A 23,851-nucleotide genomic window follows, 5' to 3' on the forward strand; every position below is an offset into this window, starting at 1 on the left:
ACCTATATCATACGTTTAAAAATGTTTTGCTTATCTATAAATGTGTGTTTCAAAGCGCCAAGTATATGCAAGATTATAAAGAGTACCATAAAATATGCAAGCATCGAATGTAGCTGATTAGCCGTGTTAGCTAGATCTTTGTTTTGATTAATCAACAAAGGGATATGAAAAAGATATTTGATCTTTTTGCCAGAAGCAGAAGACATAACATAACCAGATAGTGGCATTAGCACCATCAAAGAATATAAACCAAAGTGTACTGTTTTACTTGCATTGATTACAAACCGAGAAAAATTTGCTGGAAGTGGTGGAACATAAGTAAAGACGCGAAAAAATATGCGTACTATGATTAATCCAAGAATAGTGATACCGCAAGCCTTATGAATAGCGTATATGTTGAACTTAATTTCATTGCTAAGTGGTAAGCTTTTCATATAAAGTCCAGAACAAAGCATACCGATAATAAAAACAGCCATCAACCAATGGATAATTCTTAAACCTAGGCTATATTTATCGTCTTCCATTTTGATTACCCTAAAGTAGCATTTATATAATAGAAAAACTATTTTTCAATCAAAATTATTAAAGCAATTTAGATTTACCGACAATGTAGCTATACAAATTCGACCCAGCCGGGAGTCAAGTAGCTGGCCGGCACCTAAGCCATAAAAAAGGATTAAATGCAAAACTTCCTTGACAAACTTCGCCAGCCCCCTTATCATGAAACTGAAGGTATTCAGTTATCTTCATCTGTGCAGATTAAACAGCAAGAAAACAACGTAGTTGGCGTCTTATTTTTAATTTTTTGCACTATGTGCACCTTATGTCTTCACAACATTTCTGGGTTTTTACCTATATAAGCTGAAACGCGCTTATAAGTCGTTTAAGACAGTATAGTACGCCAATTTGCAGGATTAGGAAGTGAACACTAATTACCACGGGGTTTCTTTTGCCTTTTTTTCTGCTTAGTAAATTTCTTAAACATTTGAACTAAGGTGAGTTGCACTTAAAAGCAGCTAAATTGCAGTGTTTAAGACTTAAAAAAACGCCAATACAGAAAATAGACAATGACCAGGGCTTCTTTTGCCTTTTTTTTCGTTTGGTAAATTTCTTAATGTTTATAACTAAACGACAACCGTCATACCGCTACTTGTTAGCGGCTGAGATACCGCGAATGAATTGCGGTATGACGGTTAAGTATCCCGCTACGTGTTAGCGGGATCTAGAGATACCGCGAATGAATCGCGGTATGACGGTGTAGATGATGGTTAAGTATTCCGCTACGTGTTAGCGGGATCTAGAGATACCGCGGCGGTATGACGGTTCGCGGTGGCATGACGATAACCTCGTCATCCCGCTGCTTGTTAGCGGGATCTATGCTAAGATACCGCGAATGAATCGCGGTATGACGGTGTAGATGATGGTTAAGTATTCCGCTACGTGTTAGCGGCTGAGATACCGTGACGGTATAGTAACTCGTCATCCCGCTGCTTGTTAGCGGGATCTATGCTTTGAGATACCGCGAATGAATCGCGGTATGACGGTTCGTGGCGGTATGACGTAGGACTGCTGTCATTCCAGTCTGGAATCCAGCTTTTTCATAATCATCAAAACGTTGTATTTTAACATAAAACGGCTACTTTTATGCTTGCCAACTTAATAAAATTCCTGGATCCCAGTGTCAAGCACTGGGATGACAAAAAAAGGTACTAGCCTGACAATCGTCATCCCGCTACGTGTTAGCGGGATCTATGCTTTGAGATACCGCGGCGGTATGACGGTGTAGATGATGGTTAAGTATTCCGCTACGTGTTAGCGGCTGAGATACCGTGACGGTATAGTAACTCGTCATCCCGCTACTTGTTAGCAGCTGAGATACCGTGACGGTATAGTAACTCGTCATCCCGCTACGTGTTAGCGGGATCTATGCTTTGAGATACCGCGGCGGTATGACGGTGTAGATGATGGTTAAGTATTCCGCTACGTGTTAGCGGCTGAGATACCGTGACGGTATAGTAACTCGTCATCCCGCTACTTGTTAGCGGCTAAGAGATACCGCGAATGAATCGCGGTATGACGGTTCGCGGCGGTATGACGTAGGACTGCTGTCATTCCAGCGCGTGACGCTGGCATCCAGTCTTTATTATGCAGCCACTTGGTTAGAATTAAGTCTTCTGGATCCAAGTAGTCAGGGCACTGGGATGACACCTTCATAAAGGAACCAGTGTCACACTAAGGATGACACCCTGATAACCGTCATACCGCTGCTTGTTAGCGGGATCTAGAGATACCGCGGCGGTATGACGGTGTAGATAGTAATTCGTCATCCCGCTACGTGTTAGCGGGATCTCTTGTTAGCGGCTGAGATACCGCGAATGAATCGCGGTATGACGGTTAAGTAGGGTGTCATTCCAGTCTGGCATCCAGTCTTTATTATGCAGCCACTTGGTTAGAATTAAGTCTTCTGGATCCCAGTGTCTGGGCACTGGGATGACACCATTCTTTTTTCTGGATCCAAGTAGTCAGGGCACTGGGATGACAGGAGAAGGAGACACCAGAACGACAAGAGGGGGCACTGGAATGACATCATAGGGGCGCTGGGATGACACCCTTTCCCAGATGGAGATAAATTACAATGTTTGCACAGTTATGGAATTGTGCAACAGGCACAATTTAATATAAAAAGCTTTGCTTTTTGAAATTTTGGGTTATACTTAAGCATAGTTTATTATTAGTAAGGGATAATTGCCATGAACGAAGAAGAAGCTTTAAAAATCTTGGGAATAACAAATCTTTCTGATTTTGAGATTGTTGAACAAGCTAAACAACGACTTAATGAATTGTATAAGAGCAATTTTACAACGTTATCATACCTTTTAAAAAAAGATGATACAGAGGAACTCTCGAAAAAAATAGAAGCATGCAAATTTATTATTGGAGATCAACAAGATCAGGTAAAAGTTTTTTCGGACCTTGTAATATTAGCCATTAACGACGATAAAATGGATTTTTTGAAGTTGTTGCTAGAGACAGTAAAAAATGATGATAAATTTAACTATTTGAATACAGAAGGTACTGGTGGCAATATGCCATTAAACTTCGTGCTTGGGTATACAAGTTATAAACATGAGTCAAGGGTTAAAGCCATAGACTTACTTTTGAAGCATGGTGCTGATCCTAATACAAGAAACCGAGAAGGCAAATCACCATTACACTGTGTTATTAATAATAGTGATGGCACTTTTTGCCACAAAGTTACTGAATTACTATTAAATTATAACGCTAGTCCTGATGCAGAAGATAATCAGGGTAAAACACCGTTGCATTACTTATTTGAAGATGGAATTCACAATCATGTTGAAATTGCGAAGCTGCTTCTCAAAAGGGGTGCAAATCTCTATATACAAAATGAACGCGGTGAGTCTCTATTATATAAAGTATATTCTGAAAAACGTGATGACATTGTAAAACTGCTCTTGGAGCATAGTGCTAGTTCTGATATAAAAAGTGAACGTGTTCAATCTCTATTACGTAAAGCGTGTTCTGAAGGGCGTGATAACATTGTGAAACTGCTCTTGGAGCATGGTGCAAATCCTGATGTAAAAGATCAAAAAGGCAGATCACTATTCTATTATATTATTGATAGCTATAGAATAGACGATCGTTATAAAGTTGTAGAATTTTTTGGATAAAGGTGCTAACCCTAATATGCAGGATGATCTGGGTAGGGCGCCGTTGCATTACTTGTGTGAATACGGCCATTGCGAGGGTAGTGTTGAGATTGCAAAATTGCTTTTGAGGAGAGGTGCTGATCCAGGTTTGAAGGATAAAGATGGCAAAAAGCCAATAGATCTTATTTTTTCTTACGATCGTGTTGGAGAACTATTTGGTGCTATTGACTATAATAAAGCAACCTTGCTTGGGGCTGTTACACTATTGACTACAGCAGGTAGTATTGCCTTGATTTCTGGGGTTGCGGACGCATACATAGGTAAAGTTTGGTGTTCTACTCTTGCAGCAGTTATGGCTGCTGTTGCATTATGTTGTGCATACTACGCAGTAAAAACTCTATTTTTTTCACCAGGGCCATCGTCTGAGTTTACTGAAGCTAGGGCGGAGTTTCTTAATAGTCAGAAATCACCAAATCCAGCAGATAGGGCTTAACAATTAGAGACTAAAGGAGTTCTTTTTTAAAAAACTTGAGTTATACTTATAAGTGTTTGATATCTTATATAGTAATTATGTCGAGTTTAAGCTGCCTTTATGGTGATAATGCAGAATTTGTGGAAGAAATGTATAGCCGTTATCTGCAGGGCGATAAATCAATCGGGGAAGATTGGTATAGAATTTTTTCAAGCAATTTAGAAGTTAATAAAGCAGAGACTTGCAGTGCACAACATGCAACCAAAACAGACAATGCAGTTTCTGATCTGGCAAATTTTTTCAGATCTTATGGTCATTTTTTTGCAGACCTTAACCCGTTGTCGCCGAACGCAAGTCAAGAAGTAGGCTATCAAAAATATTCGAATCTCTCTCCAACGAGTGATGCTGGAATCTATAGAGATATTTACTGCAAGAATATCGGTTTTGAATTTATGCATATTTCCTCTTATGAGGAGAGAATGTGGCTGCAGGAAAAGATCGAAAATCAAACCTATACGCTGAGTTCACAAGATAAAAAGGAAATACTGAGGCACTTGATCGAATCTGAAGTGTTCGAGCAATTTCTCCATATGAAATTTCCTGGATATAAGCGTTTTTCTATCGAAGGTGGAGAGGCAGCTATTGTTGCAATTGAGAGAATCATTAGTGATTCTGCAGCTTTTAGTATTGAAGAAATAGTCCTTGGCATGGCTCACCGCGGACGACTCAATGTTCTAACCAAAGTTATGGGCAAAGAATATGCGGCAATGCTATCTGAATTTCAAGGCAATCTCGCACACCCAAGTGGTCTTGAGGTGTCCGGTGATGTTAAATATCACCTTGGTTATTCTTCTGATCGAACACTTGCCGGTGGTAAGAAAATACATTTAAGTTTATGCCCTAATCCATCTCACCTTGAAGCGGTTAATCCGGTTTTGGTTGGAAGAATAAGAGCAAAACAGAATATAAGATCTGTGCTTGGCATATCAATTCATGGTGATGCAGCTTTTATCGGTCAAGGAGTGGTTGCTGAAACTTTAACCTTAAGCAATATTGAAGGCTATAAGGTGGATGGTATCATGCACATTGTCATTAATAACCAAGTTGGTTTTACTGCAAGCCCATGCTGCGCACGATCCTCTTTTTATTGCACTGATGTAGCAAAATCAATAGAAGCTCCAGTGTTTCACGTTAATGGAGATAACCCGGAAGCTGTGAGTTTTGCTGCAAGTCTGGCAATGAAATATAGACAGAAATTTAAAAAGGACGTAGTGATTGACATAATATGCTACCGTAAATATGGCCATAATGAAGGAGATGAACCGAATTTCACTCAGCCACTTATGTATAAGGCGATATCAAAGCATAAAACTCCAGGAACGCTGTATGAAGAAAAATTGACTGCAGAGAAAGTATTAGATGGCGATGAAGTAAATAAATTGCGCAGTGAGTTCAGGGCAAAATTAGATAAAAGTCTTGCTGAATCAGCGGCTTATACTCCCAAAAAAGCTGACTGGTTTTGTGGAGTGTGGTCAAAATTAAGAAGAGCAAAGTTGAACGATTTGAGCGAATACTACACAGATTCTGGTGTTCCGCCAGATGAGTTGAAAAAATTAGGTGTGCATATAAATAGCAATATCCCAAGTAACTTTAACATTAACAATAAGGTTAGAAAAATACTCGATGGCAGAATAGGCAGTATAAATTCTGGTCACGATATAGACTGGGCAACTGCCGAAAGTCTTGCATTTGCGTCACTGCTCACAGAAGGAATAGGAGTGCGTTTATCAGGACAAGACTCTGGTCGTGGAACTTTTTCGCACCGTCATTCAAGGCTTGTTGATCAGGTAACAGAAGAAGCGTTTATTCCGCTAAACAATATAAATGAAAAGCAAGCTCACTTTGAGGTCATAGATAGCGCTTTATCAGAGTATGCTGTAATGGGCTTTGAATATGGATATAGCCTTGATTCCCCGTATTCACTGGTGCTCTGGGAAGGACAATTTGGTGATTTTGCAAATGGTGCGCAAATTATGATCGACCAGTTTATCGCATCTGCAGAAACAAAGTGGTTGCGATCAAGCGGTCTAGTTCTATTGTTGCCCCACGGTTATGAAGGGCAAGGACCTGAGCATAGCTCCGCACGTATAGAGAGATTTTTGCAACTCTGCGCAGAGGATAATATGCAGGTAGTTAATTGTTCCACTCCGGCAAATTACTTCCATGTCTTACGCAGACAAATGCATAGAGACTTTCGTAAGCCTCTGGTAGTATTTACACCTAAATCGCTACTGCGTCATAAAAGAGCAGTTTCTAACCTATCTGACTTTGAAGGAAAATTCCTCACGGTAATTCCAGAATGTAGAACAGGTTTAGTTTCAAATAATGAAATACGTAAAGTTGTAATATGCAGTGGTAAAGTTTATTACGATATATGTGAAGCACAAAAAATAAACGATATAGCAGTAATACGTCTAGAACAATTCTATCCATTTCCTGCCGATAAACTAAGCAGTGAACTTGAAAAGTACAAGAACGCTGAAATTATATGGTGTCAAGAAGAACCAAAAAATATGGGGGGATGGTTTTTTGTCAACCCATTGATAGAAGAAGTGTTGTTCAATCTCGATATCCAAGCAAAAAGACCTAAGTGTATCGCAAGACCTGCTGCTGCATCTCCTGCATGTGGTTATGTTAGTGTTCACACTCAGCAACAGGAGGAAATTTTAAAGCAGCTTAACTAAACTTCACCTCTACTAGTGGAATGTTATTCCAGCTATTGCTTCCATAGTCATCAATAGAAGCGTTTAAGTAATCTGTATCAAAGCGCACGGGCACATCAAATTCGAAGCTCGCAGTGATTATCGCATCTTTTACTGGTGGCTTCATAAATGTTATTTCTCCCGTTGAATAATTTACTGAATATTCACTCTCTTCTTTACCATTTAAATAAATCTTTACTGTCCCATGTACTGGCTTTTTGATCATGCGTATATGCTTATCTTCCCCACTTACATAAGTTTTTATTAGCTGAAAAGTCGTTTTTTTGTTATCTCCTATACTAATCTCTTGATTGATGGCTATAAAATCCGACCAATCCTTAAAACGAAACCCTATTGCTTTACCTTTTCGTGCATGAAAAAATGTTATGAGTTCTGTTAGCTGCTCGTTTGATCTGACCCCGTAAGCTATGTTGTATCTAGTGCGTGCATGAGACCAATTGATGTTGCGCTGTTCACAACCATTATGCGTTGTTATAACGTCAGTGGAAAATTCCGGTCCTCCAGTGGAACCATAAGATATATTTTCTGGAAATCTAATTTCTGTGAATGACATATGTCCTCCTGTGAAAGTAAAATAGTTTGGTTGAAGAAAATGTTGTAATTTGAAAGCGTTTCACATAGCAAATGACGCTATGGAAAGTGGGTGAGACCACTGAGATGACACCTTAAACTGCTGTCATACCCACAATTGCTATACTCAGGTTCATTTGAGTTGTCAAGCAAAAAAATAAAATTTTATGGCAACTGGCCTTGTTTATGACTTAATTCATCCACCTTTTTGCGTAGCACATTCAAATCAGTTGCTCCTACAAACAGACTATCCCCAATTATTAAAAAAGGTGTGCCACCTACTCCCAAATCTCTTACTAGGAGCTTACTGCCATTTATCATTTGCTCAATTTTGTCTGCATTATTTTTCATAGAGCTATTAAAATCGTCCTCATCAATCCTTATGCTTTTCACTATATCCAATATGCTTTCGTCTGAAAATCCTCCTTTGTGACTTAAAGCAGAATAGTGAAAGTCGAAATATTTTTCTTTATCAATAAAGTAAACAGCTAAAGCGCTTTTTGCTGCCCTTAAAGAGTCATTACCAAGTATTGGAGCATCCCTAAAGATATACTTAATTTTACCGTCGTTAATTAACTGTTTTATATCGTCTTTTATAGTCTTGCAATATCCACAAGAATAGTCAAAGAAACCTACAGCTATAACACTACTATTTTCATTTCCGGAGTAAGGATAAGTAAGGTCAAATATTTGATCCTTGTATTGTGAAATTTTACTTTTGGTCACATTATCTCGAGCAGCGTAACTACTTTTAATCGACTCCTCTTTGAGAGTTTTTACGATCTTATCAAAATTTCTACTTATATAATTATCTAATTTCTCACCTATATAATCATCGCTTAGCATTTGGCTGCGATTTGAAAGCCAATTGTTTATTACTGGTAAACTTGCTACTGCCAGTATAAGGATCAATAAAAACGATATTCTAGACATACAATTTATTTAAAAACCTACAACATAAAACTTTAGTACACATTTATCCGTATATTAAAAGAAGCATCTAATATTAATATATGAAAACATTTATATCAAGTGTATTTTATAACCAGTTTTGCCTCAAATGCAAACTTTACACAATAAAACTCAAGCACATTACCACAAAGTTCATCAGAAGACTTGGTAGCAGAGGCGCGCGGAGCATAGATTTAAGTTGTTTGTTTTATTCCGCTGTGTATAATTTTCCGCGGAATAAACATATGAACGAGTAAATATTGGTAGAGAAAAAGAAATAGTTATTCTACAAGACACACACACAAACACATATATAAACTTTTTTTCTTTATTAGCCGAATTTATTGAGGTTAATGGTTGGCGTTGTGTAAATGTTGTATTATCTGCATTTTATCAGCATAATATAGAAGTAATGTAATGCAGATATTATGCCGATGCCAAATTATACGATTACTTCTAAAATTGCTAATTGCCTTATGAGGATTGAAGCAGCAAAAGAAAAAGTGTTACATTTGCCACTCACTGTATCGATACTCTCGTCCCTTCGTGAAACTGCACGGCTTTATACCACACACTATTCTACTATGATTGAAGGAAATCGACTTGAGCCTAAACAGATTGAAGAGGTTTTAAGTGGTAAAAGCCACTTTCCAAAATATAGGAGAGATGAAAATGAGGTTAAAGGATATTATGCAGCTTTAACCCAAGTTGAACAATGGGCAGCGAGAACGATCCCTATTACTGAGAAAGCCATTCAAACGCTTCATGCCCTAGTAATGGCGAGTGGAAAATCTAAAGTGAAGCCAACCTCTTATCGTGATGGTCAAAACGTTATTCGTGATAGCCGTACACGTGCAATAATTTATATGCCACCTGAAGCAAAGGATGTACCAAAGCTCATGAGCAGTATGATTGATTGGATTCGTGACAGTGAACAAGTACCTTACCCAATTATTGCAGGTATTGCTCATTATCAATTTGTAACAATTCATCCGTACTATGACGGTAATGGTCGTACTGCAAGATTGCTGACTACATTAATTTTACACCTTGGTGGATATGACCTAAAAGGGCTTTACTCATTGGAAGAATATTATGCTAAAAATCTAGGGGCTTATTATGAAGCAATAAGTGTAGGTCCATCGCACAACTATTACATGGGACGAGCTGAAGCAGATATCACTAAGTGGGTGGAGTATTTCGTAGAAGGTATGGCAAATTCATTTGAGAACGTTTTACAACGTATAAATGAAGAAGAATACCACACTAATCAGACTGATCTTATACGCAAGCTTGATCCTAAACAACGCAAAGCTCTTGAGCTCTTCCAGGAGTTTTCCGCTATTACAGCTAGTCAGGTTGGCGAACTATTTAATTTTAAGCCTCGTACTAGTGCGCAACTTTGTAAAAAGTGGGTAGAAATGGGGTTTATTGAGATTGTAGACTTTTCCAACAGAGGAAGAAAATACAAGCTTAGCAAGCAATATGAGGATTTGATCTCAAATTAACTGAAAGCTTGCTAGACAGGAAAGCAGTGCATAGGTCAAATTTCAATAAAGTGCTTGAAAACTAAATGTAAACTTAAAATTTTAAAAACTGGAATATGTACAACAACTTACGCGACTTCATTAAAGCCTTAGAAGAAAAAAAAGATCTGATTAGGATTAAGGAGGAAGTTTCAACAGTTCTTGAAATGACAGAAATTCACCGTAGGGTTTTGTCAAACAAAGGGCCAGCTATAATTTTTGAGAATGTTGTTAAAGAGAATGGTAAAAGCTCGATCCCTGTTTTGGTGAATTTATTTGGTACTATTAAGAGGATTGCATTGGGGTTGAACATGAACCCTGGTGAACTAAGAGATCTTGGTAAACTTCTAGCATTTTTGCAATCTCCTGAACCACCGAAAAACTTTAAGGATGCTATAAAAATGTTTCCTTTGTTGAAAGTCGTGTTATCGATGCGAAGTAAAGTCGTGAACAAAGCTCCATGTCAAGAAGTGGTGCTAACTGGGGATGAAGTGGACCTAAGTCTACTGCCCATTCAAACATGCTGGCCAAATGAACCTGCACCACTTATCACCTGGCCGATTGTGGTAACAAAAGGACCCACAAAAGACAAACAAGATAATTTCAATCTTGGAATATATCGTATGCAGGTCATAGATAAAAAAACGACTCTAATGCGCTGGCTTGCACATCGTGGTGGTGCAGGTCACCATAAACGATGGAAAGAGAAGGAACAAAATATGAAATTTCCCGCTGCTGCTGTGATCGGTAGTGATCCTGCAACGATTATTGCTGCAGTAACCCCGGTGCCAGAAACATTGTCAGAATACCAATTTGCTGGACTACTACGAAAGAAGCCGCTTGAGCTTGTAAATTGTAAGACTATCCCACTTCAAGTGCCAGCTCACGCAGAAATCGTTCTGGAAGGCTATGTGAGTTTGGATAGATATCAAGACGAAGGGCCATACGGAGACCACACTGGCTACTATAATTCTGTTGAGCAATTTCCAGAATTTAATATTACTGCAATTACTATGCACAAAAATCCAATTTATCTCAGCACTTTCACTGGCAAGCCACCTGATGAACCATCGATTCTTGGTGAAGCACTCAATGAAATTTTTGTGCCCATTCTTATCAATCAATTTCCAGAGATAGTGGACTTTTATCTGCCGCCAGAAGGTTGCTCATATAGAATAGCGGTAGTGTCGATAAAAAAATCCTATCCAGGGCAGGCAAAAAGAATTGTTATGGGCATACTTTCTTTTCTCAAGCAGTTTTTATACACGAAGTTTATTATCGTTGTTGATGATGATATAAATGTACGTGATTGGAAGGAAGTGATGTGGGCAATATCAACGAGAATGGACCCTGTGCGTGATACAATCATGATAGAAAATGCACCTATTGATTATTTAGACTTTGCTTCCCCTGAAAGTGGCCTTGGAGGTAAAATGGGATTTGATGCGACAAATAAAATCCCGCCTGAAACCAAACGAGAGTGGGGAAAGAAAATTAAAATGAGTGAGGAAATAGTAAGAAAAGTTACGGAAAAGTGGGAAGAATATATGGACTAGACTTCTTGCATAAAAGCAGAAAAAAGTTTGGCGTTTTTTGTAATACCGCGATTAGCATTAACTGATAATTGTGATTTAAGTCCGTCACAGTGCCCTTTTTTTGTCATTCTATAGCTATACCGCCGCGGCGCTAACGGGTAGCGGAATGACGAATTACTATACCGCCACGAACCGTCATCCCGCCGCGAACCGTCATCCCGCCGCGGTATCTCAAAGCATAGATCCCGCTAACAAGCAGCGGGATGACGAGGTTATCGTCATGCCACCGCGAACCGTCATACTGCCGCAGACCGTCATACCGCCGCGGTATCTCAAAGCATAGATCCCGCTAACAAGCAGCGGGATGACGAGGTTATCGTCATGCCACCGCGAACCGTCATACTGCCGCAGACCGTCATACCGCCGCGGTATCTCAAAGCATAGATCCCGCTAACAAGCAGCGGGATGACGGTTGTCGTTTAGCCATAAATGTTTAAGAAATTTACCAAATAAAAAAAAAGGCAAAAGAAACCCTGGTCATTGTCTATTTTCAGTATTGGCGTTTTTTAAGTCTTAAACACTGCAATTTAGCTGCTTTTAAATGCAACTCACCTTAGTTTAAATGTTTAAGAAATTTACTAAGCAGAAAAAAAGGCAAAAAAAACCCCGTGGTAATTAGTGTTCACTCCCTAATCCTGCAAATTGGCGTACTATACTGTCTTAAACGACTTATAAGCGCGTTTCAGCTTATATAGGTAAAAACCCAGAAATGTTGTGAAGACATAAGGTGCACATAGTGCAAAAAATTAAAAATAAGACGCCAACTACGTTGTTTTCTTGCTGTTTAATCTGCACAGATGAAGATAACTGAATACCTTCAGTCTCATGATAAGGGGACTGGCGGAGTTTGTCAAGTAGGTTTTTTCGTTTCTATTTCCAATAAAAGTTTGTTATATGGTTATGCAAGAAGTCTATTGACAGGTGATTAAATTATGATGTAGCCTATCGCCGTATATCCGGGGGTGGGTTGTTGTGAGGCTTTTTCACTTTTTATTCTTGTTAATGTGTTTTTCTCTGTATTACTATGCGGGTTTTATATTTTCGCCCTGCCCAAAAGCTACGGTTTGCTTTTCACCTGGAGAAGATTGTGCTGTACCGATAATCAGCGTAATAGATCAGTCTAAAAAATCTATCTTAGTTCAAGAATATACATTTACTCTTGGAACAGTTGCAAAATCTTTGATTAATGCTAAAGAACGCGGTGTTGATGTTAAAGTCATCTTAGATAAATCACAACTCTACTCAAAATATAGTGTTATAAGTGAATTATTTTCAGGTGGAGTACCAATTTGGATCGATGATAAGCCAAAAATTGCTCATAATAAGATAATGATTGTTGATAATCAAAAAGTTATCACAGGGTCATTTAACCTGAGTAAGACAGCTGAAAAAGGAAATGCTGAAAATTTATTAATTATTACAGATTATCCTGAATTGATTCAGCAGTATGTGAAAAACTGGGAGACACGAATGTCACAATCTTATAAATACGCTCCCAACTAATCGAGAGCGCTTGCTCAAAATCGGTTTTAAAAACAGCAAGGGAGAGCTTTTTTGATTGATTGGCATAATGATTATGATATAATGAGCTAAAAGTTTAAGGAATAAAGTAATGGATTATATAAATGATGCTGCCGGTAGCTACACTGCCATTCATGATTTTTTTCAAAACAACGGTGTTGGAGATTACAAAGTTCAATGCAGTTATGGTGGGGTACCGTATGCTACTGATGAGTACATGCATTCTGGCGATAAATTTTGGAGTAATAATTTCATAGACTCACATTTTGGCAGGGAAATAAAAATGTATCCTCAAAGTGAACTTTTAGCTAAAGAATATGCTGGAAATACGTTGCCAGTTTCAATATCACTAGATAAGGATTTAATAAAAATGAAGGAATGTCAGAAAAAAACGAAATTTGTGGAACTAGAAAGGGAGTCAGGTGATTTAGTGTATGATAAGCAAAAGCATGTAAAGTGTTACACAACAAAGCTATCATATGATGATGTACATATTTACAATAACGATAAAGTTTCAACATTTAGCATAAAATACGACGTGCCAAATGATCCGAAATACAGTTTAAATATAACATTTACAAAGGTTAATGATAATAAACCAGGATTTTGGCAGAAATTTAAAAATATGTTTTAACGTGACCATTCACTAGACTTCTTTCAAAATTGTTAGAGGGAGTGTAAGATCAAGTATTTGAAAGCATGAAATATAAGGAAATAGAAAAGTTAAAAGGAGAAAAGTTTCGACGTTTAACAGGGGTAAAAAAAGCAACATTTGAGCGAATGGTAGAAAACATGATTTTCGGATGTTTAGAGAATCAAAGATAGCAGTATTGTCGCAAACTAAAATCTTAGCTGATGCCGGCTACAGGGGAATGCAGAAGATACACAAAAATGTTGTATTACCGCACAGGAAAACGAAAAAGAATCCGTTAAGCAAAGAACAAAAAAAAGAGAACAGAACACTTATGATCCAAAGGGCAATAGTTGAAAACGTAATTGAAAAGGTTTAAAATAATTTCCGATAGACATAGAAACCGACGAAAACGTTTTGGTTTAAGATTTAATTTGATTGCTGCTATCCACAATTTTGAGCTCCTTACATGAATTTTTAAAGAAGTCTATTAATGCCTATTTTGCCTAAATTGAAGCGTCTTTTCCAATTTTTTCTAGCATCAACTCAGCAGCTTTTTGTTCAGCAATCTTTTTACTAGAAGCGCATGCAGAAACTTTACCATAATCTTCTATGCAAACTGATATAGTAAATTCAGGATTGTGCGCTGGTCCAGTTTGTTTTACAAGCTCATACTCTGGTAAAGGCAATTTGTTTTTCTGAGTCCACTCTTGCAGTGAGGTTTTAGGATCTTGAGGGGGGTCAAGCATGCCTTTAGCTAGCTTTTCCCAATATTGGGTAATAAATTTTTCAACATTTTCAAGTCCGCCATCAATATAAATTGCACCTATTAGTGCTTCAAGCGAGTTTTCTAAATTTTTTAGATTACATCTCCCTCCGTTGCAGCGTTCACTATTATTCATGATGATAAAGCTGCCTAATTTTATTTCTTTAGCAACATTAGCAATGGTGTTGCCACAAACTAAATCCGTCTTTCTTTTTGCCAATGCTCCTTCTTTTTCCTCAGGAAATAGTTTAAACAGTATGGCAGATACGACCATATTCAAAACACTATCGCCTAAAAACTCTAGTCTTTCGTAGCTTACAATCTGGTTTTTGCTATTCCTTTTATTTACGCTTGGGTGAGTTAGTGCCTCCTCTAATATTGCATAATTTGTAAATTTATAATCAATGATCTTAGATATTGTATCATTCAAACTCTTCATACCCATTATTTAAAAGAAAAGCACTTTCTACCACCTTTATACCAGAGAATTAGTTTTATTTTATTAAAATAATACCACCAACTTCCAAAATTAATGTATACAACCCACCACCTCACTAATGTTACTAAATCCATCTCTTCTTATTAGTTCTGCAAGTTCTAGATTAATTTTGTTTACAACTTGAGGTCCGTGGTATATGAGAGCAGTGTACAACTGCACCAAAGAGGCTCCTGCCTTTATTTTTTTATATGCATCAGCACCACTTGAGATTCCTCCGCACCCTATCAATAATATTTTGCCCTTAGTAAATTTGTACATATCGCCCAATAACTCGGTTGAAAGTTTGAACAGTGGTTTGCCACTCAATCCGCCACTTTCGTTGTGGTGGGAATGTAAGTTATCTCGACTGACCGTAGTGTTGCTTACTGTTAATCCGTCAATCTTATATTCCAACGCAAGCTCAGCGATATTTTCTTTCGTTTGCTGATCTATATCTGGTGAGATTTTTAATATTATTGCGGAATTATCAATTGATTTCCGGGTTAGAGTTATGGATTTCAACAATTCCGATAATTCTTGCTTATTGTGCAGATTGCGTAAATTAGGCGTGTTTGGGGATGAGATGTTCAGCACTATATAATTGCTTTTTCCATATACCATCTTTATTAAATCAACATAATCACTAATTTGGTCTTTCGATGCACTATTTTTTCCTATATTTATGCCAAAAATGCAGTCATCAAGCTTGGTTTCATCTATTTGTTTAAGAAAATAGTCTATTCCTTTATTGTTAAATCCCAATCTGTTAATTACCCCTTGATCTTTAATTAACCGAAAAATTCTTGGTTTTTTGTTTCCATATTGTGGATTACGAGTTACAGTACCAGTTTCAATAAACCCAAAACCAAATGAAAGCATAGGCCTTATAACTTCTGCATTTTTGTCAAAACCTGCAGCCAGGCCCACGGGGCTTCTGAGCTTATTACCAAAAAAATTCACACTCAAAGATTCTGGCAGCTCTATAGGATTCTTATAAGGTATTTTCTTTAATGCCATGATTGCCAAAGAGTGAGCAACTTCAGGCGGCAGTAAAAACAATAAATTACGTAATATCATTTTGTAAAACACTTTGCTTATTTTTAGTTTATTTTTTACCATGCAACACTATAAGAGTATAACCATAACTTGAAAAGAAATTGATTTTACTTATGAATAACGGATAAGCTTTCTCTATAGGCTACACACTTAAAGCTACTGTTGAATTGAGCAACTTTTACAAGATATAGAAAATGAAAGAGGCCGGGACCGGAATTGAACCGGTATAAAAGGATTTGCAGTCCTCCGCATAAGCCATTCTGCCACCCAGCCGTTTTTTATGTGTAGATATCCATTATATCTTTTAGCATAGATAAAGCTTCCTCCCTTTTGCGTTGAAAAGTGTTACGTCCAATGATTGAACCATTACCACCACCCTGCTTAATTTCTTTCGCTTCATTGCATATGTCATTCACTGATTTCGATTCGCCACCAGAAAAAACTACTATTCTTTTCCCTGCAAAACAAGATCTTTTAACATATTCAATTCTTTTAGATAATGATTCAATATTTTCTGTTTCTATTTTCTCCCTTTCCAAATATTTAGTTGGAAGTTTTACTTTGATTATATTAGCGCCAAGTAAAGCTGCTATGTGCGCAGCATAGGCAATAACATCAACTGCTGTTTCACCTTCTTTGGAAATTCCTTCACCACGTGGATAAGACCATAGCACTACTGCAAGCCCATAAGATTTGGCTTCAGCTACGATTTCACGGGCTTCTTCCATCATATCAAAACACTTAGCAGAACCAGGATATATAGTAAATCCAACAGCCAAGCAGCCCAAACGCAGTGCATCTTTCACAGAAGAGGTTATTGCTTGATCAGAAGTCAGATTTTTTGAATGTAAGGAGTTGGAACTATTAAGTTTCAAAATAAGTGGGAGCATTCCAGCATAAGTTGAAGCACCAGCTTCAATCATACCAAGTGGAGCAGCATATGCACTTACTCCCGAATCAACTGCAAGCTGAAAATGATAATGTGGGTCATAAGCATCAGGGTTAACTTCAAAGCTTTTTATTGGCCCGTGCTCAAATCCTTGATCTACTGGCAGAATCACTAACTTGCCAGTACCGCCAAGCTTTCCATGCATGAGAATACGAGTAAGATTTGCTTTTACCCCGGGGTTTTCACTTTCGTAGTAGCTTAGGACTTGTTTTACTTTATCACTTATCACTATAATTCAAATTAAATTTAAGTTATAAATTGTAACAAAGATGAAGTTCAATACAAGGATTTTAAACTATATCAAAAGCAATTTTATTTTCTACTTTATTCATATAGATTCTTAATTTCTTTCCTTTTGTTAATTTACGATTCAGTATTTCTTCCGCTAAGTAACTTTTTATCTCTTTTTCAATAAGTCTCTCTATCGGACGTGCTCCCATTTCCTTACTATAACCCATTTGTACAAGATAAGATTTCACTTCATCCTCTACTAAGCAGTTTATGCCTTTTTGCGTCAGTTGCTTTTTCAGTTCTAGGACAAATTTATCCACAATATGCAAAATCACATCCGTACTTAAGTCAGAAAAAGAAATAATCGCATCAAGACGATTACGAAATTCAGGGCTAAAAACCTGTTCTATTGCTTTTTCGCTATCACCAATGTTAAAATTTTTATGCCCAAAGCCAACAAAACTTTTGCTGCGTTCAACTGCTCCTGCATTAGTTGTCATAATTAAAATTATATTGGAAAAGTTAACTTTACGTCCGTAAGTGTCTGTAACACAACCATAATCCATAATTTGTAGCAATATATTATAGATATCGCTATGGGCCTTTTCAATTTCATCAAGCAGCACAACACTATATTGATTGTTAGATACAGATTCTGTGAGTAACCCACCCTGATCATAACCTACATATCCAGGAGGAGAACCAATCATCCTTGATATCGTATGAGATTCAATATATTCGGACATATCAAAGCGTATAAGATTCATGCCCATGCTTTCTGCTAATTGTTTTGCTAGCTCGGTTTTACCAACACCGGTTGGCCCTGCAAAAAGATAATTTGCTAAAGGCTTATTGTAATTTCTCAACCCAGATTTAGCAATTTTAATAGAATTAACAAGAGATTCTATTGCCTGCTCTTGGCCAAAAATCACCTTCTCTAGATTAGTTTTTAAAGACTTTACTTTCTGCAAATCATCAGATTCAGATCCGCAAGGCACATTTGTAATTCTAGTAATGGTATTCTTAATATCTCTACTATTTACAATTTTACCCCTGTTTCTTAGCAATTTACAATATGCCCCTGCCTCATCAATAACATCAACCGCTTTATCAGGTAATATTCGCCCAGTAATATACTTATGCGAAAGTTCAGCCGCAGACCTAATGGCATTCTTTGTATAATATACTCCATGATACCCTTCATAGTAGTGCTTTATACCATCTAGTATCTTTATCGTTTCATTAACAGAAGATTCTTTAACATTAATTTTTTGAAACCTTCTCGCTAGTGCTTTATCTTTTTCAAAACTAGTGCTGTATTCTCTATATGTAGTTGCACCTATACAACGCAGTGTACCTCTTGCAAGCGCAGGTTTGAGTAGGTTACCTGCATCAAGAAAGCTACCACTTGTAGAACCTGCTCCAATGATAGTGTGTATTTCGTCAATAAAAAGGATAGCACCTGGTTTTGCCTCAATCGCTTTTATTATAGATTTTATTCTCTCTTCAAAATCACCTCTGTAGCGTGTCCCTGCAAGGAGTGATCCTAAATCCAAAGCATAAATTATACTGGACCTAAGCGCACTCGGAACACTGCCTTCAATGATCTTGAGTACCAAACCCTCAACTATTGTTGTTTTGCCAACACCTGGGTCTCCAACATATAAAGGGTTGTTTTTTCTACGCCTCAATAATATTTCTATAGTGCGATTTAATTCATAATCACGACCAATAACATAATCTATTTTTTTGCTTCTTGCATAGTCATTTAAATTTTTACAATAACTTTGTAGAATTTCCTCATCTTTTAGTAGCTCACCTTTATTTACTGTAGTAGGAGCGTCATTATTTTTATCAAGTTTTACTTTATGATTGGTGGTGTATTCATCTATATCGTTAGAGTATTTCATATTAGATATATGGTAAATCAAATTGGAATCTTTCGCATTTTGTTTCTGCAATAGATCTTCAACGTATAAGTCTTGCCCAGACAAAATTTCTACTAGAACATTTGCTCCATTTATTTCTTTTTTTCCCAAGCTATGAGCCCGTATTATTGCTCTGTGTATTATGCATTGAAACATTGAGCTAGGTTTAACTCCACTGATAATCAATTCAGAACTGCTTTGTAAAAACCCTTTTATATTATTATTATAATCATTAGCCTTAATATTGCATCTTGATAGAATGTTATCCATATTTATGATTTCATCGGCTCTGATATTACATCTTGATAAAACGTAATTTACGTCCACGTCTTTAGTTAACGCCAGCAATAAATGTTCTACTTTCGCATATTTAAGATTAAAATTAGAAGCAATGAGTAGCGCTCTATTCAAACTTGCCTCCAAGTTTTTGGAAATCATCTTCTATTCTCTTTAAAAGTGGGAACTCATATATAATGAATAGCACACAATTATTAAAAAAATTGAAATCCAGCAGTTCGCTGTAGCCAATTTGAATCCCCACTATGGATCTACGTCATAGCACCGCGATATCTCAGCATAGATTCCGCTAATGAGTAGCGGAATGACGAGTTTTACGCTTATCAAGTTGTAGGTAAATCCTATTTAATACGCTTTTTCTAGTACTCTACTTTTCTTCTTAAATGCATTGATCTTTTTTCTACCGTATTTAGTCTTTAACGTACTTAGCCTTTTAAAGACCTTTTTGCTATTACGTTTTTTAAATTGCACACTACAATCAAAATTTGGCTCTCCTTCTTTGTCTGCCAATGCAGGCAGTCTTCTCTTATCTTGAGGTGTAACAAAAGATAGCGCATGCCCTTCAGCTCCAGCACGTGCAGTTCTGCCTATACGATGAATATAGTCAGCTTGCGATTGTGGTGCATCATAGTTGATAACATGTTGAATGTGGGGAATATCAAGGCCGCGAGAAGCAACATCTGTTGCAACCATGATTTGATTGCGGCCACGACGAAAAGAATTAATGACCCTTTCGCGCTTGTGCTGCCTTAAATCACCATGAATTGCTAAAGCGCTATAGTCATCTTTGTGCAATCTGCTAGCTAGCTGATCCGCTCCTTGCTTTGTTTTGACAAAGATAATGATTGATCCTTCGCGCTGACATAGTTGTGTAACAAGCTTTTCATATTTTTCTGATTCTGATGCATAAACAATTTCTTGCTTAATTTTTACAGAAGTTGTAGTCTCACAATCAACAGAAATACGTTCTGGTCGATTAAGGTACTTCTCAGTAAGTTTAACTATATCACTAGGAAGAGTTGCAGAAAACATAAGAGTCTGCCGTATTTTTGGCAGATATTTCATGATCCCTTCAATTTGAATTCCAAAGCCCATATCAAACATACGATCCGTTTCATCAAGCACAAGAACGCTAACATTGCGAGTAATCAAAGGTTTACGCTCAATATGGTCTATAATACGACCAGGAGTACCTATTACAATTTGTGGTTTTTTCTGAAGCTGATTTAGCTGCCTAAAAATAGGCTCACCACCAATCAATAAAGCGACCCTTAGTGCAGAATTTTGAAATAAGAGTTTTCTTATCTCATTTGTTACCTGATGCGCAAGCTCCCTGGTTGGCACGATGACTAAAGCTGAACCAGTGTTAGGCTCATTCAGCAACTTAGCAACCAACGGAATAGCAAATGCCAAAGTTTTTCCAGTTCCCGTTTGAGCAGACCCGAGAATATCTTTACCTTGTAGCGCTAAGGGAATCGCTTGTATTTGAATCGGAGTTGGGACGAAAAGATTATTTTTATCTAGAGCTTGTGTAAGCGAAGCTGGGAGACCCATCTCATGAAAATTATTCACAATACGTTAACCCTATTAAAAGACTTCATAATAGATTAATCTTCCAATCTTAAGTTTATTGCAGATTTTTTATCTTCTCCATTTCTACCGCGCTCCTCTTTAACCTCATAACTCACCCTTTCTCCTTTTATCCCCTTCTCTTTATTCTCTCCTTTAAGTGTCTCAGGCCTTATTCCTGAACGTTCCAATGTGCTAATATGTACAAAAACGTCACCCCCTTTACCTTCTGGCTTGATGAAACCATAGCCTTTTTCGGCATTAAACCATTTTACATTACCAAATTCCATTTAAACAACTCCTAAATTATTAACTAACATTACTAATGTGATGAAAAACTTTGAAATTACGATTGAGAATGCTTTAAGCTTAGCTATTGAAACTAAACCTTTATACTCCATAGTCTATTCTTAACATTACATGACAATAATACACAATTGTTGTACTTAATGCAAATAAATTTTTTAATCGTTAAGCGAACCTGCAACCGTCATTTCGCTAACTTTAATCGTTGGTGAATTAAATTGCCCACAAAAAGTTAGATCATCTGCAACGACTAAATTGCTAAACATATCCTTCAAATTGCTAGCAATGGTAATCTCATGTATTGGATACGTTATTTTTCCATTTTCTATAAAAAATCCGGAAGCGCCTTGGCTGTAATCACCATTGATTAAATTAACACCAAAACCAAATAAATCAGTTACATATATTCCCTCTTTTACTTCCTGAATTAATTCTTCAAACGATACATTACCATTCTCAATGTAGAGGTTACTAGCTGCAGGAATAACTGCAGCATTACTTGCACGAGTTGCACTTCCGGTTGTTTCTGAGTCTAATTTTCTAGCCGAGTATAAGTCTAAAATCCAATTTTGTAATATTCCATTTTTTACAAATATATTTTTCTTGCTAGTTATCCCTTCTCCATCAAATGGTCTCGATGCTATGCCTCTTGGCAACAATGGATCATCGATAATGTTAATTCTATCATTGAAAATCTGAGCGTTTAAACTACCCCTCAAGAAAGAACTGTTGCTTATAATACTGCTCCCATTTATAGCAGAAGCGAAACTTTTTACTAGCCCTTTTGCTGCTCTTTTTTCAAAAATAACTGGAAATTTACCAGTTTTAATTGTACGTGAATTCAATTGATCAACTGCTCTTTTTGCTGCTTCTTTTCCTATTAACTCTGGCAACTTTAAATCACTAAAATTACATGCTATATCATAATCGTAACCAACCTTCATTTCACTTTCTCTTCCAGCAACAACAGAGACCTGATTAGCAAAGGTTGATTTACTAAACGAGCCAATAAAACCAGAAACAGTCGATAATACTGTATTCACTAAAGCATATGAAGAAGAGGCTCCTTCAGAATTAGTGATACTCTTATGTGCAAGGGCTGAATTTTCTGCAGCTTCAGCAATTTCTTTTAGGTTATCAACGGTTACAACATTATTATCTGAGATACTTAAATCTGCAGAAGAGATATAATTACTACCATTTACAGCAAAATTAATGCAAGGATCTTCTGGCGCATTCTTTGCCATTTCTACCACTTGGCTCACCGTATCACTAAGATTATTCAAATCGTTTGTAGAAATATACGCAGCTTTGTTCTTACCTGCTATAGCTCTGATTCCTACAGTGCAATTTTTAGATTGTGATATTTGCTCAATTTTTGATAGACGCTGAGAAACTGAAGTTTTATTAGTCTCATATATTGTAACTTCCGCGTCTTGATTCTGCTTTTTTATTAATTTAGTGATATCTGCTGCAATATTTAATATATTCATTTTCTATTCCTTAGATTTTTATAAAGACTCTGCACCACCTATAACTTCAATTAAATCAGTTGTAATTGCTGCTTGACGAGAACGATTATAAAGCAATGCTAGTTTGTTCAGCATCTCTTTAGTGTTTCTGTTTGCTGATTCCATAGCAACCATCCTAGCACTATTCTCACTTGTTGCACTTTCAAGTAAAGCAGAGTAAAGAGCAATTACAACGTAATCTTGAATCAAAGATTTTAAAACAAATTCAATATTTTGTGGTTCATACTCATAGCCGTAATCTGTTGTTGGACCAGCCAGAGAGTTATCAATCAAGGATGAGTCTTTACTCCATGGTTTTATTGTTTCCAACATTGGTTTTTGCGTGAAGGTATTATAAAATTTACTATAAAAAACTTTAACTTTATCGTATTTACTTAAATCTATACCATCAACCAAAGCTTCTACGTGCTTTAACGTGATTCCCTTACTATTTTCAATTTTTAAGATACTTTTAGAGTCAAATCTATTTTTACCTACATCAAAAGCTTTTTTACCAAGAAATACAATATCTACTTTTTTGCCATTTGCGATTAACTTATTTGCACGCTCTTGACTAAATTTGACAATAGAAGAGTTAAAGTTGCCGCACAAGCCACGATCAGACGCAACAATGAATACTAGGTAAGAACCGTCGTTACTGACATTTAGAATTTTTGCCAGTAATTCTTGATCAACTGATAGCATTAATGAAGAAATAATGCTATGCAGCTTAGATACATATAATTTTGAATTTAATAACTTCTTTTGGCTTTGTAACAACTTTGCTGCAGAAACCATTTGCATTATTTTCGTGGTTTTCTGTACAGACTTAATATTCTTAATTCTTAAGGATAATTCCTTTAAGCTCTTCATTTTGTATACAACCCTGATTTATTAAAATATATAATTGTTAGTGTCTAAAAGCAAGTTTTTTTGACATTAGAACCAAGTCTAACTAAAAAACTTGCAGGTTTATTATTTTGAAATAAAGGTTATATTAAGAGATCTACTCCAAAAATTGTTCAATAGAGGTCTTTGAT

The 23,851-nt window shown here is 36.8% G+C and carries 19 protein-coding genes, 1 tRNA gene and 1 pseudogene; 9 read left to right on the plus strand and 12 right to left on the minus strand.

The genetic code is table 11. The features are described from left to right. Positions 1 to 2: 2 nt before the first annotated feature. On the minus strand, positions 3 to 524 hold the full coding sequence (locus ABWU58_RS07385; RefSeq protein WP_353283083.1) for a cytochrome b: 522 nt from the start codon (positions 522 to 524) through the stop codon (positions 3 to 5). A 1,921-nt stretch (positions 525 to 2,445) separates the two neighbouring features. Between ABWU58_RS07385 and ABWU58_RS08135 the strand changes: the two genes are divergently transcribed. The 4 genes from ABWU58_RS08135 (at position 2,446) to ABWU58_RS07415 (ending at position 6,887) form a co-directional block, all read left to right on the plus strand. Continuing rightward, positions 2,446 to 2,592 (plus strand): hypothetical protein, encoded by a 147-nt coding sequence (locus ABWU58_RS08135; RefSeq protein ID WP_410542040.1) that lies wholly within the window; start codon positions 2,446 to 2,448, stop codon positions 2,590 to 2,592. Between the two features lie 158 nt (positions 2,593 to 2,750). After that, positions 2,751 to 3,692, plus strand: coding sequence for an ankyrin repeat domain-containing protein (locus ABWU58_RS07405; RefSeq protein ID WP_353283086.1), 942 nt, complete (start codon positions 2,751 to 2,753; stop codon positions 3,690 to 3,692). Further along, a complete protein-coding gene (locus ABWU58_RS07410) occupies positions 3,685 to 4,164 on the plus strand; it encodes an ankyrin repeat domain-containing protein (protein WP_353283087.1) in 480 nt (159 codons plus the stop codon). The genes ABWU58_RS07405 and ABWU58_RS07410 overlap by 8 nt, the downstream gene beginning before the upstream one ends. A gap of 77 nt (positions 4,165 to 4,241) precedes the next feature. Then, positions 4,242 to 6,887 carry a 2-oxoglutarate dehydrogenase E1 component gene (locus tag ABWU58_RS07415; RefSeq protein WP_353283088.1) on the plus strand — a complete coding sequence of 882 codons (2,646 nt, stop codon included), beginning with the start codon at positions 4,242 to 4,244 and terminating at the stop codon, positions 6,885 to 6,887. On the opposite strand, the gene ABWU58_RS07420 is transcribed toward ABWU58_RS07415, so the two are convergent. Together ABWU58_RS07420 and ABWU58_RS07425 are read right to left on the minus strand one after the other, a co-directional pair. Beyond that, on the minus strand, positions 6,880 to 7,479 hold the full coding sequence (locus ABWU58_RS07420) for a TIGR02217 family protein (RefSeq protein WP_353283089.1): 600 nt from the start codon (positions 7,477 to 7,479) through the stop codon (positions 6,880 to 6,882). The genes ABWU58_RS07415 and ABWU58_RS07420 overlap by 8 nt on opposite strands. Before the next feature lie 182 nt (positions 7,480 to 7,661). Beyond that, entirely contained in the window at positions 7,662 to 8,429 is a 768-nt protein-coding gene (locus ABWU58_RS07425; RefSeq protein ID WP_353283090.1) for a DsbA family protein, read from the minus strand. A gap of 446 nt (positions 8,430 to 8,875) precedes the next feature. On the opposite strand from ABWU58_RS07425, the gene ABWU58_RS07430 reads away from it, so the two are divergent. From ABWU58_RS07430 to ABWU58_RS07450, 5 genes and pseudogenes are all read left to right on the plus strand, one after another. Continuing rightward, a complete protein-coding gene (locus tag ABWU58_RS07430; protein WP_353283091.1) occupies positions 8,876 to 9,955 on the plus strand; it encodes a Fic family protein in 1,080 nt (359 codons plus the stop codon). A gap of 95 nt (positions 9,956 to 10,050) precedes the next feature. After that, positions 10,051 to 11,529, plus strand: coding sequence for a UbiD family decarboxylase (locus ABWU58_RS07435; protein WP_353283092.1), 1,479 nt, complete (start codon positions 10,051 to 10,053; stop codon positions 11,527 to 11,529). Between the two features lie 1,011 nt (positions 11,530 to 12,540). Next, positions 12,541 to 13,071, plus strand: a complete 531-nt coding sequence (locus ABWU58_RS07440) for a phospholipase D family protein (protein ID WP_353283093.1) — start codon at positions 12,541 to 12,543, stop codon at positions 13,069 to 13,071. A gap of 109 nt (positions 13,072 to 13,180) precedes the next feature. Further along, the gene (locus ABWU58_RS07445; RefSeq protein ID WP_353283094.1) at positions 13,181 to 13,723 is read left to right on the plus strand and encodes a hypothetical protein; all 543 of its coding nucleotides are present in this window, start codon (positions 13,181 to 13,183) and stop codon (positions 13,721 to 13,723) included. A gap of 142 nt (positions 13,724 to 13,865) precedes the next feature. Continuing rightward, positions 13,866 to 14,193 (plus strand): annotated as a pseudogene (locus tag ABWU58_RS07450) (transposase family protein); the annotation flags it as partial. A 33-nt stretch (positions 14,194 to 14,226) separates the two neighbouring features. On the opposite strand, the gene rnc reads toward ABWU58_RS07450, so the two are convergent. The 9 genes from rnc to atpG all read right to left on the minus strand — a co-directional run bounded on the left by rnc (position 14,227) and on the right by atpG (position 23,684). Further along, positions 14,227 to 14,925 (minus strand): ribonuclease III, encoded by a 699-nt coding sequence (gene rnc / locus ABWU58_RS07455; protein WP_353283095.1) that lies wholly within the window; start codon positions 14,923 to 14,925, stop codon positions 14,227 to 14,229. Positions 14,926 to 15,015: 90 nt separating this feature from the next. Continuing rightward, on the minus strand, positions 15,016 to 16,083 hold the full coding sequence (locus tag ABWU58_RS07460; protein ID WP_353283096.1) for a quinone-dependent dihydroorotate dehydrogenase: 1,068 nt from the start codon (positions 16,081 to 16,083) through the stop codon (positions 15,016 to 15,018). 138 nt (positions 16,084 to 16,221) lie between these two features. Continuing rightward, a tRNA-Cys gene (locus ABWU58_RS07465) sits at positions 16,222 to 16,293 on the minus strand. A gap of 5 nt (positions 16,294 to 16,298) precedes the next feature. Next, positions 16,299 to 17,195, minus strand: a complete 897-nt coding sequence (locus ABWU58_RS07470) for a class I fructose-bisphosphate aldolase (protein ID WP_264329045.1) — start codon at positions 17,193 to 17,195, stop codon at positions 16,299 to 16,301. A 64-nt stretch (positions 17,196 to 17,259) separates the two neighbouring features. Continuing rightward, positions 17,260 to 19,566: an AAA family ATPase gene (locus ABWU58_RS07475; protein ID WP_353283097.1), complete on the minus strand. Its 2,307-nt coding sequence runs from the start codon at positions 19,564 to 19,566 to the stop codon at positions 17,260 to 17,262. A gap of 204 nt (positions 19,567 to 19,770) precedes the next feature. After that, a complete protein-coding gene (locus tag ABWU58_RS07480; RefSeq protein WP_353283098.1) occupies positions 19,771 to 20,979 on the minus strand; it encodes a DEAD/DEAH box helicase in 1,209 nt (402 codons plus the stop codon). A gap of 53 nt (positions 20,980 to 21,032) precedes the next feature. Continuing rightward, on the minus strand, positions 21,033 to 21,284 hold the full coding sequence (locus tag ABWU58_RS07485; protein ID WP_064124857.1) for a cold-shock protein: 252 nt from the start codon (positions 21,282 to 21,284) through the stop codon (positions 21,033 to 21,035). Between the two features lie 174 nt (positions 21,285 to 21,458). Further along, entirely contained in the window at positions 21,459 to 22,793 is a 1,335-nt protein-coding gene (locus tag ABWU58_RS07490; protein ID WP_353283099.1) for a TldD/PmbA family protein, read from the minus strand. Between the two features lie 18 nt (positions 22,794 to 22,811). Further along, on the minus strand, positions 22,812 to 23,684 hold the full coding sequence (gene atpG / locus ABWU58_RS07495; protein ID WP_353283100.1) for an ATP synthase F1 subunit gamma: 873 nt from the start codon (positions 23,682 to 23,684) through the stop codon (positions 22,812 to 22,814). Positions 23,685 to 23,851 lie beyond the last annotated feature (167 nt).

This window comes from Wolbachia endosymbiont (group A) of Pogonocherus hispidulus (genome assembly GCF_964028195.1).
Taxonomy (GTDB): domain Bacteria; phylum Pseudomonadota; class Alphaproteobacteria; order Rickettsiales; family Anaplasmataceae; genus Wolbachia.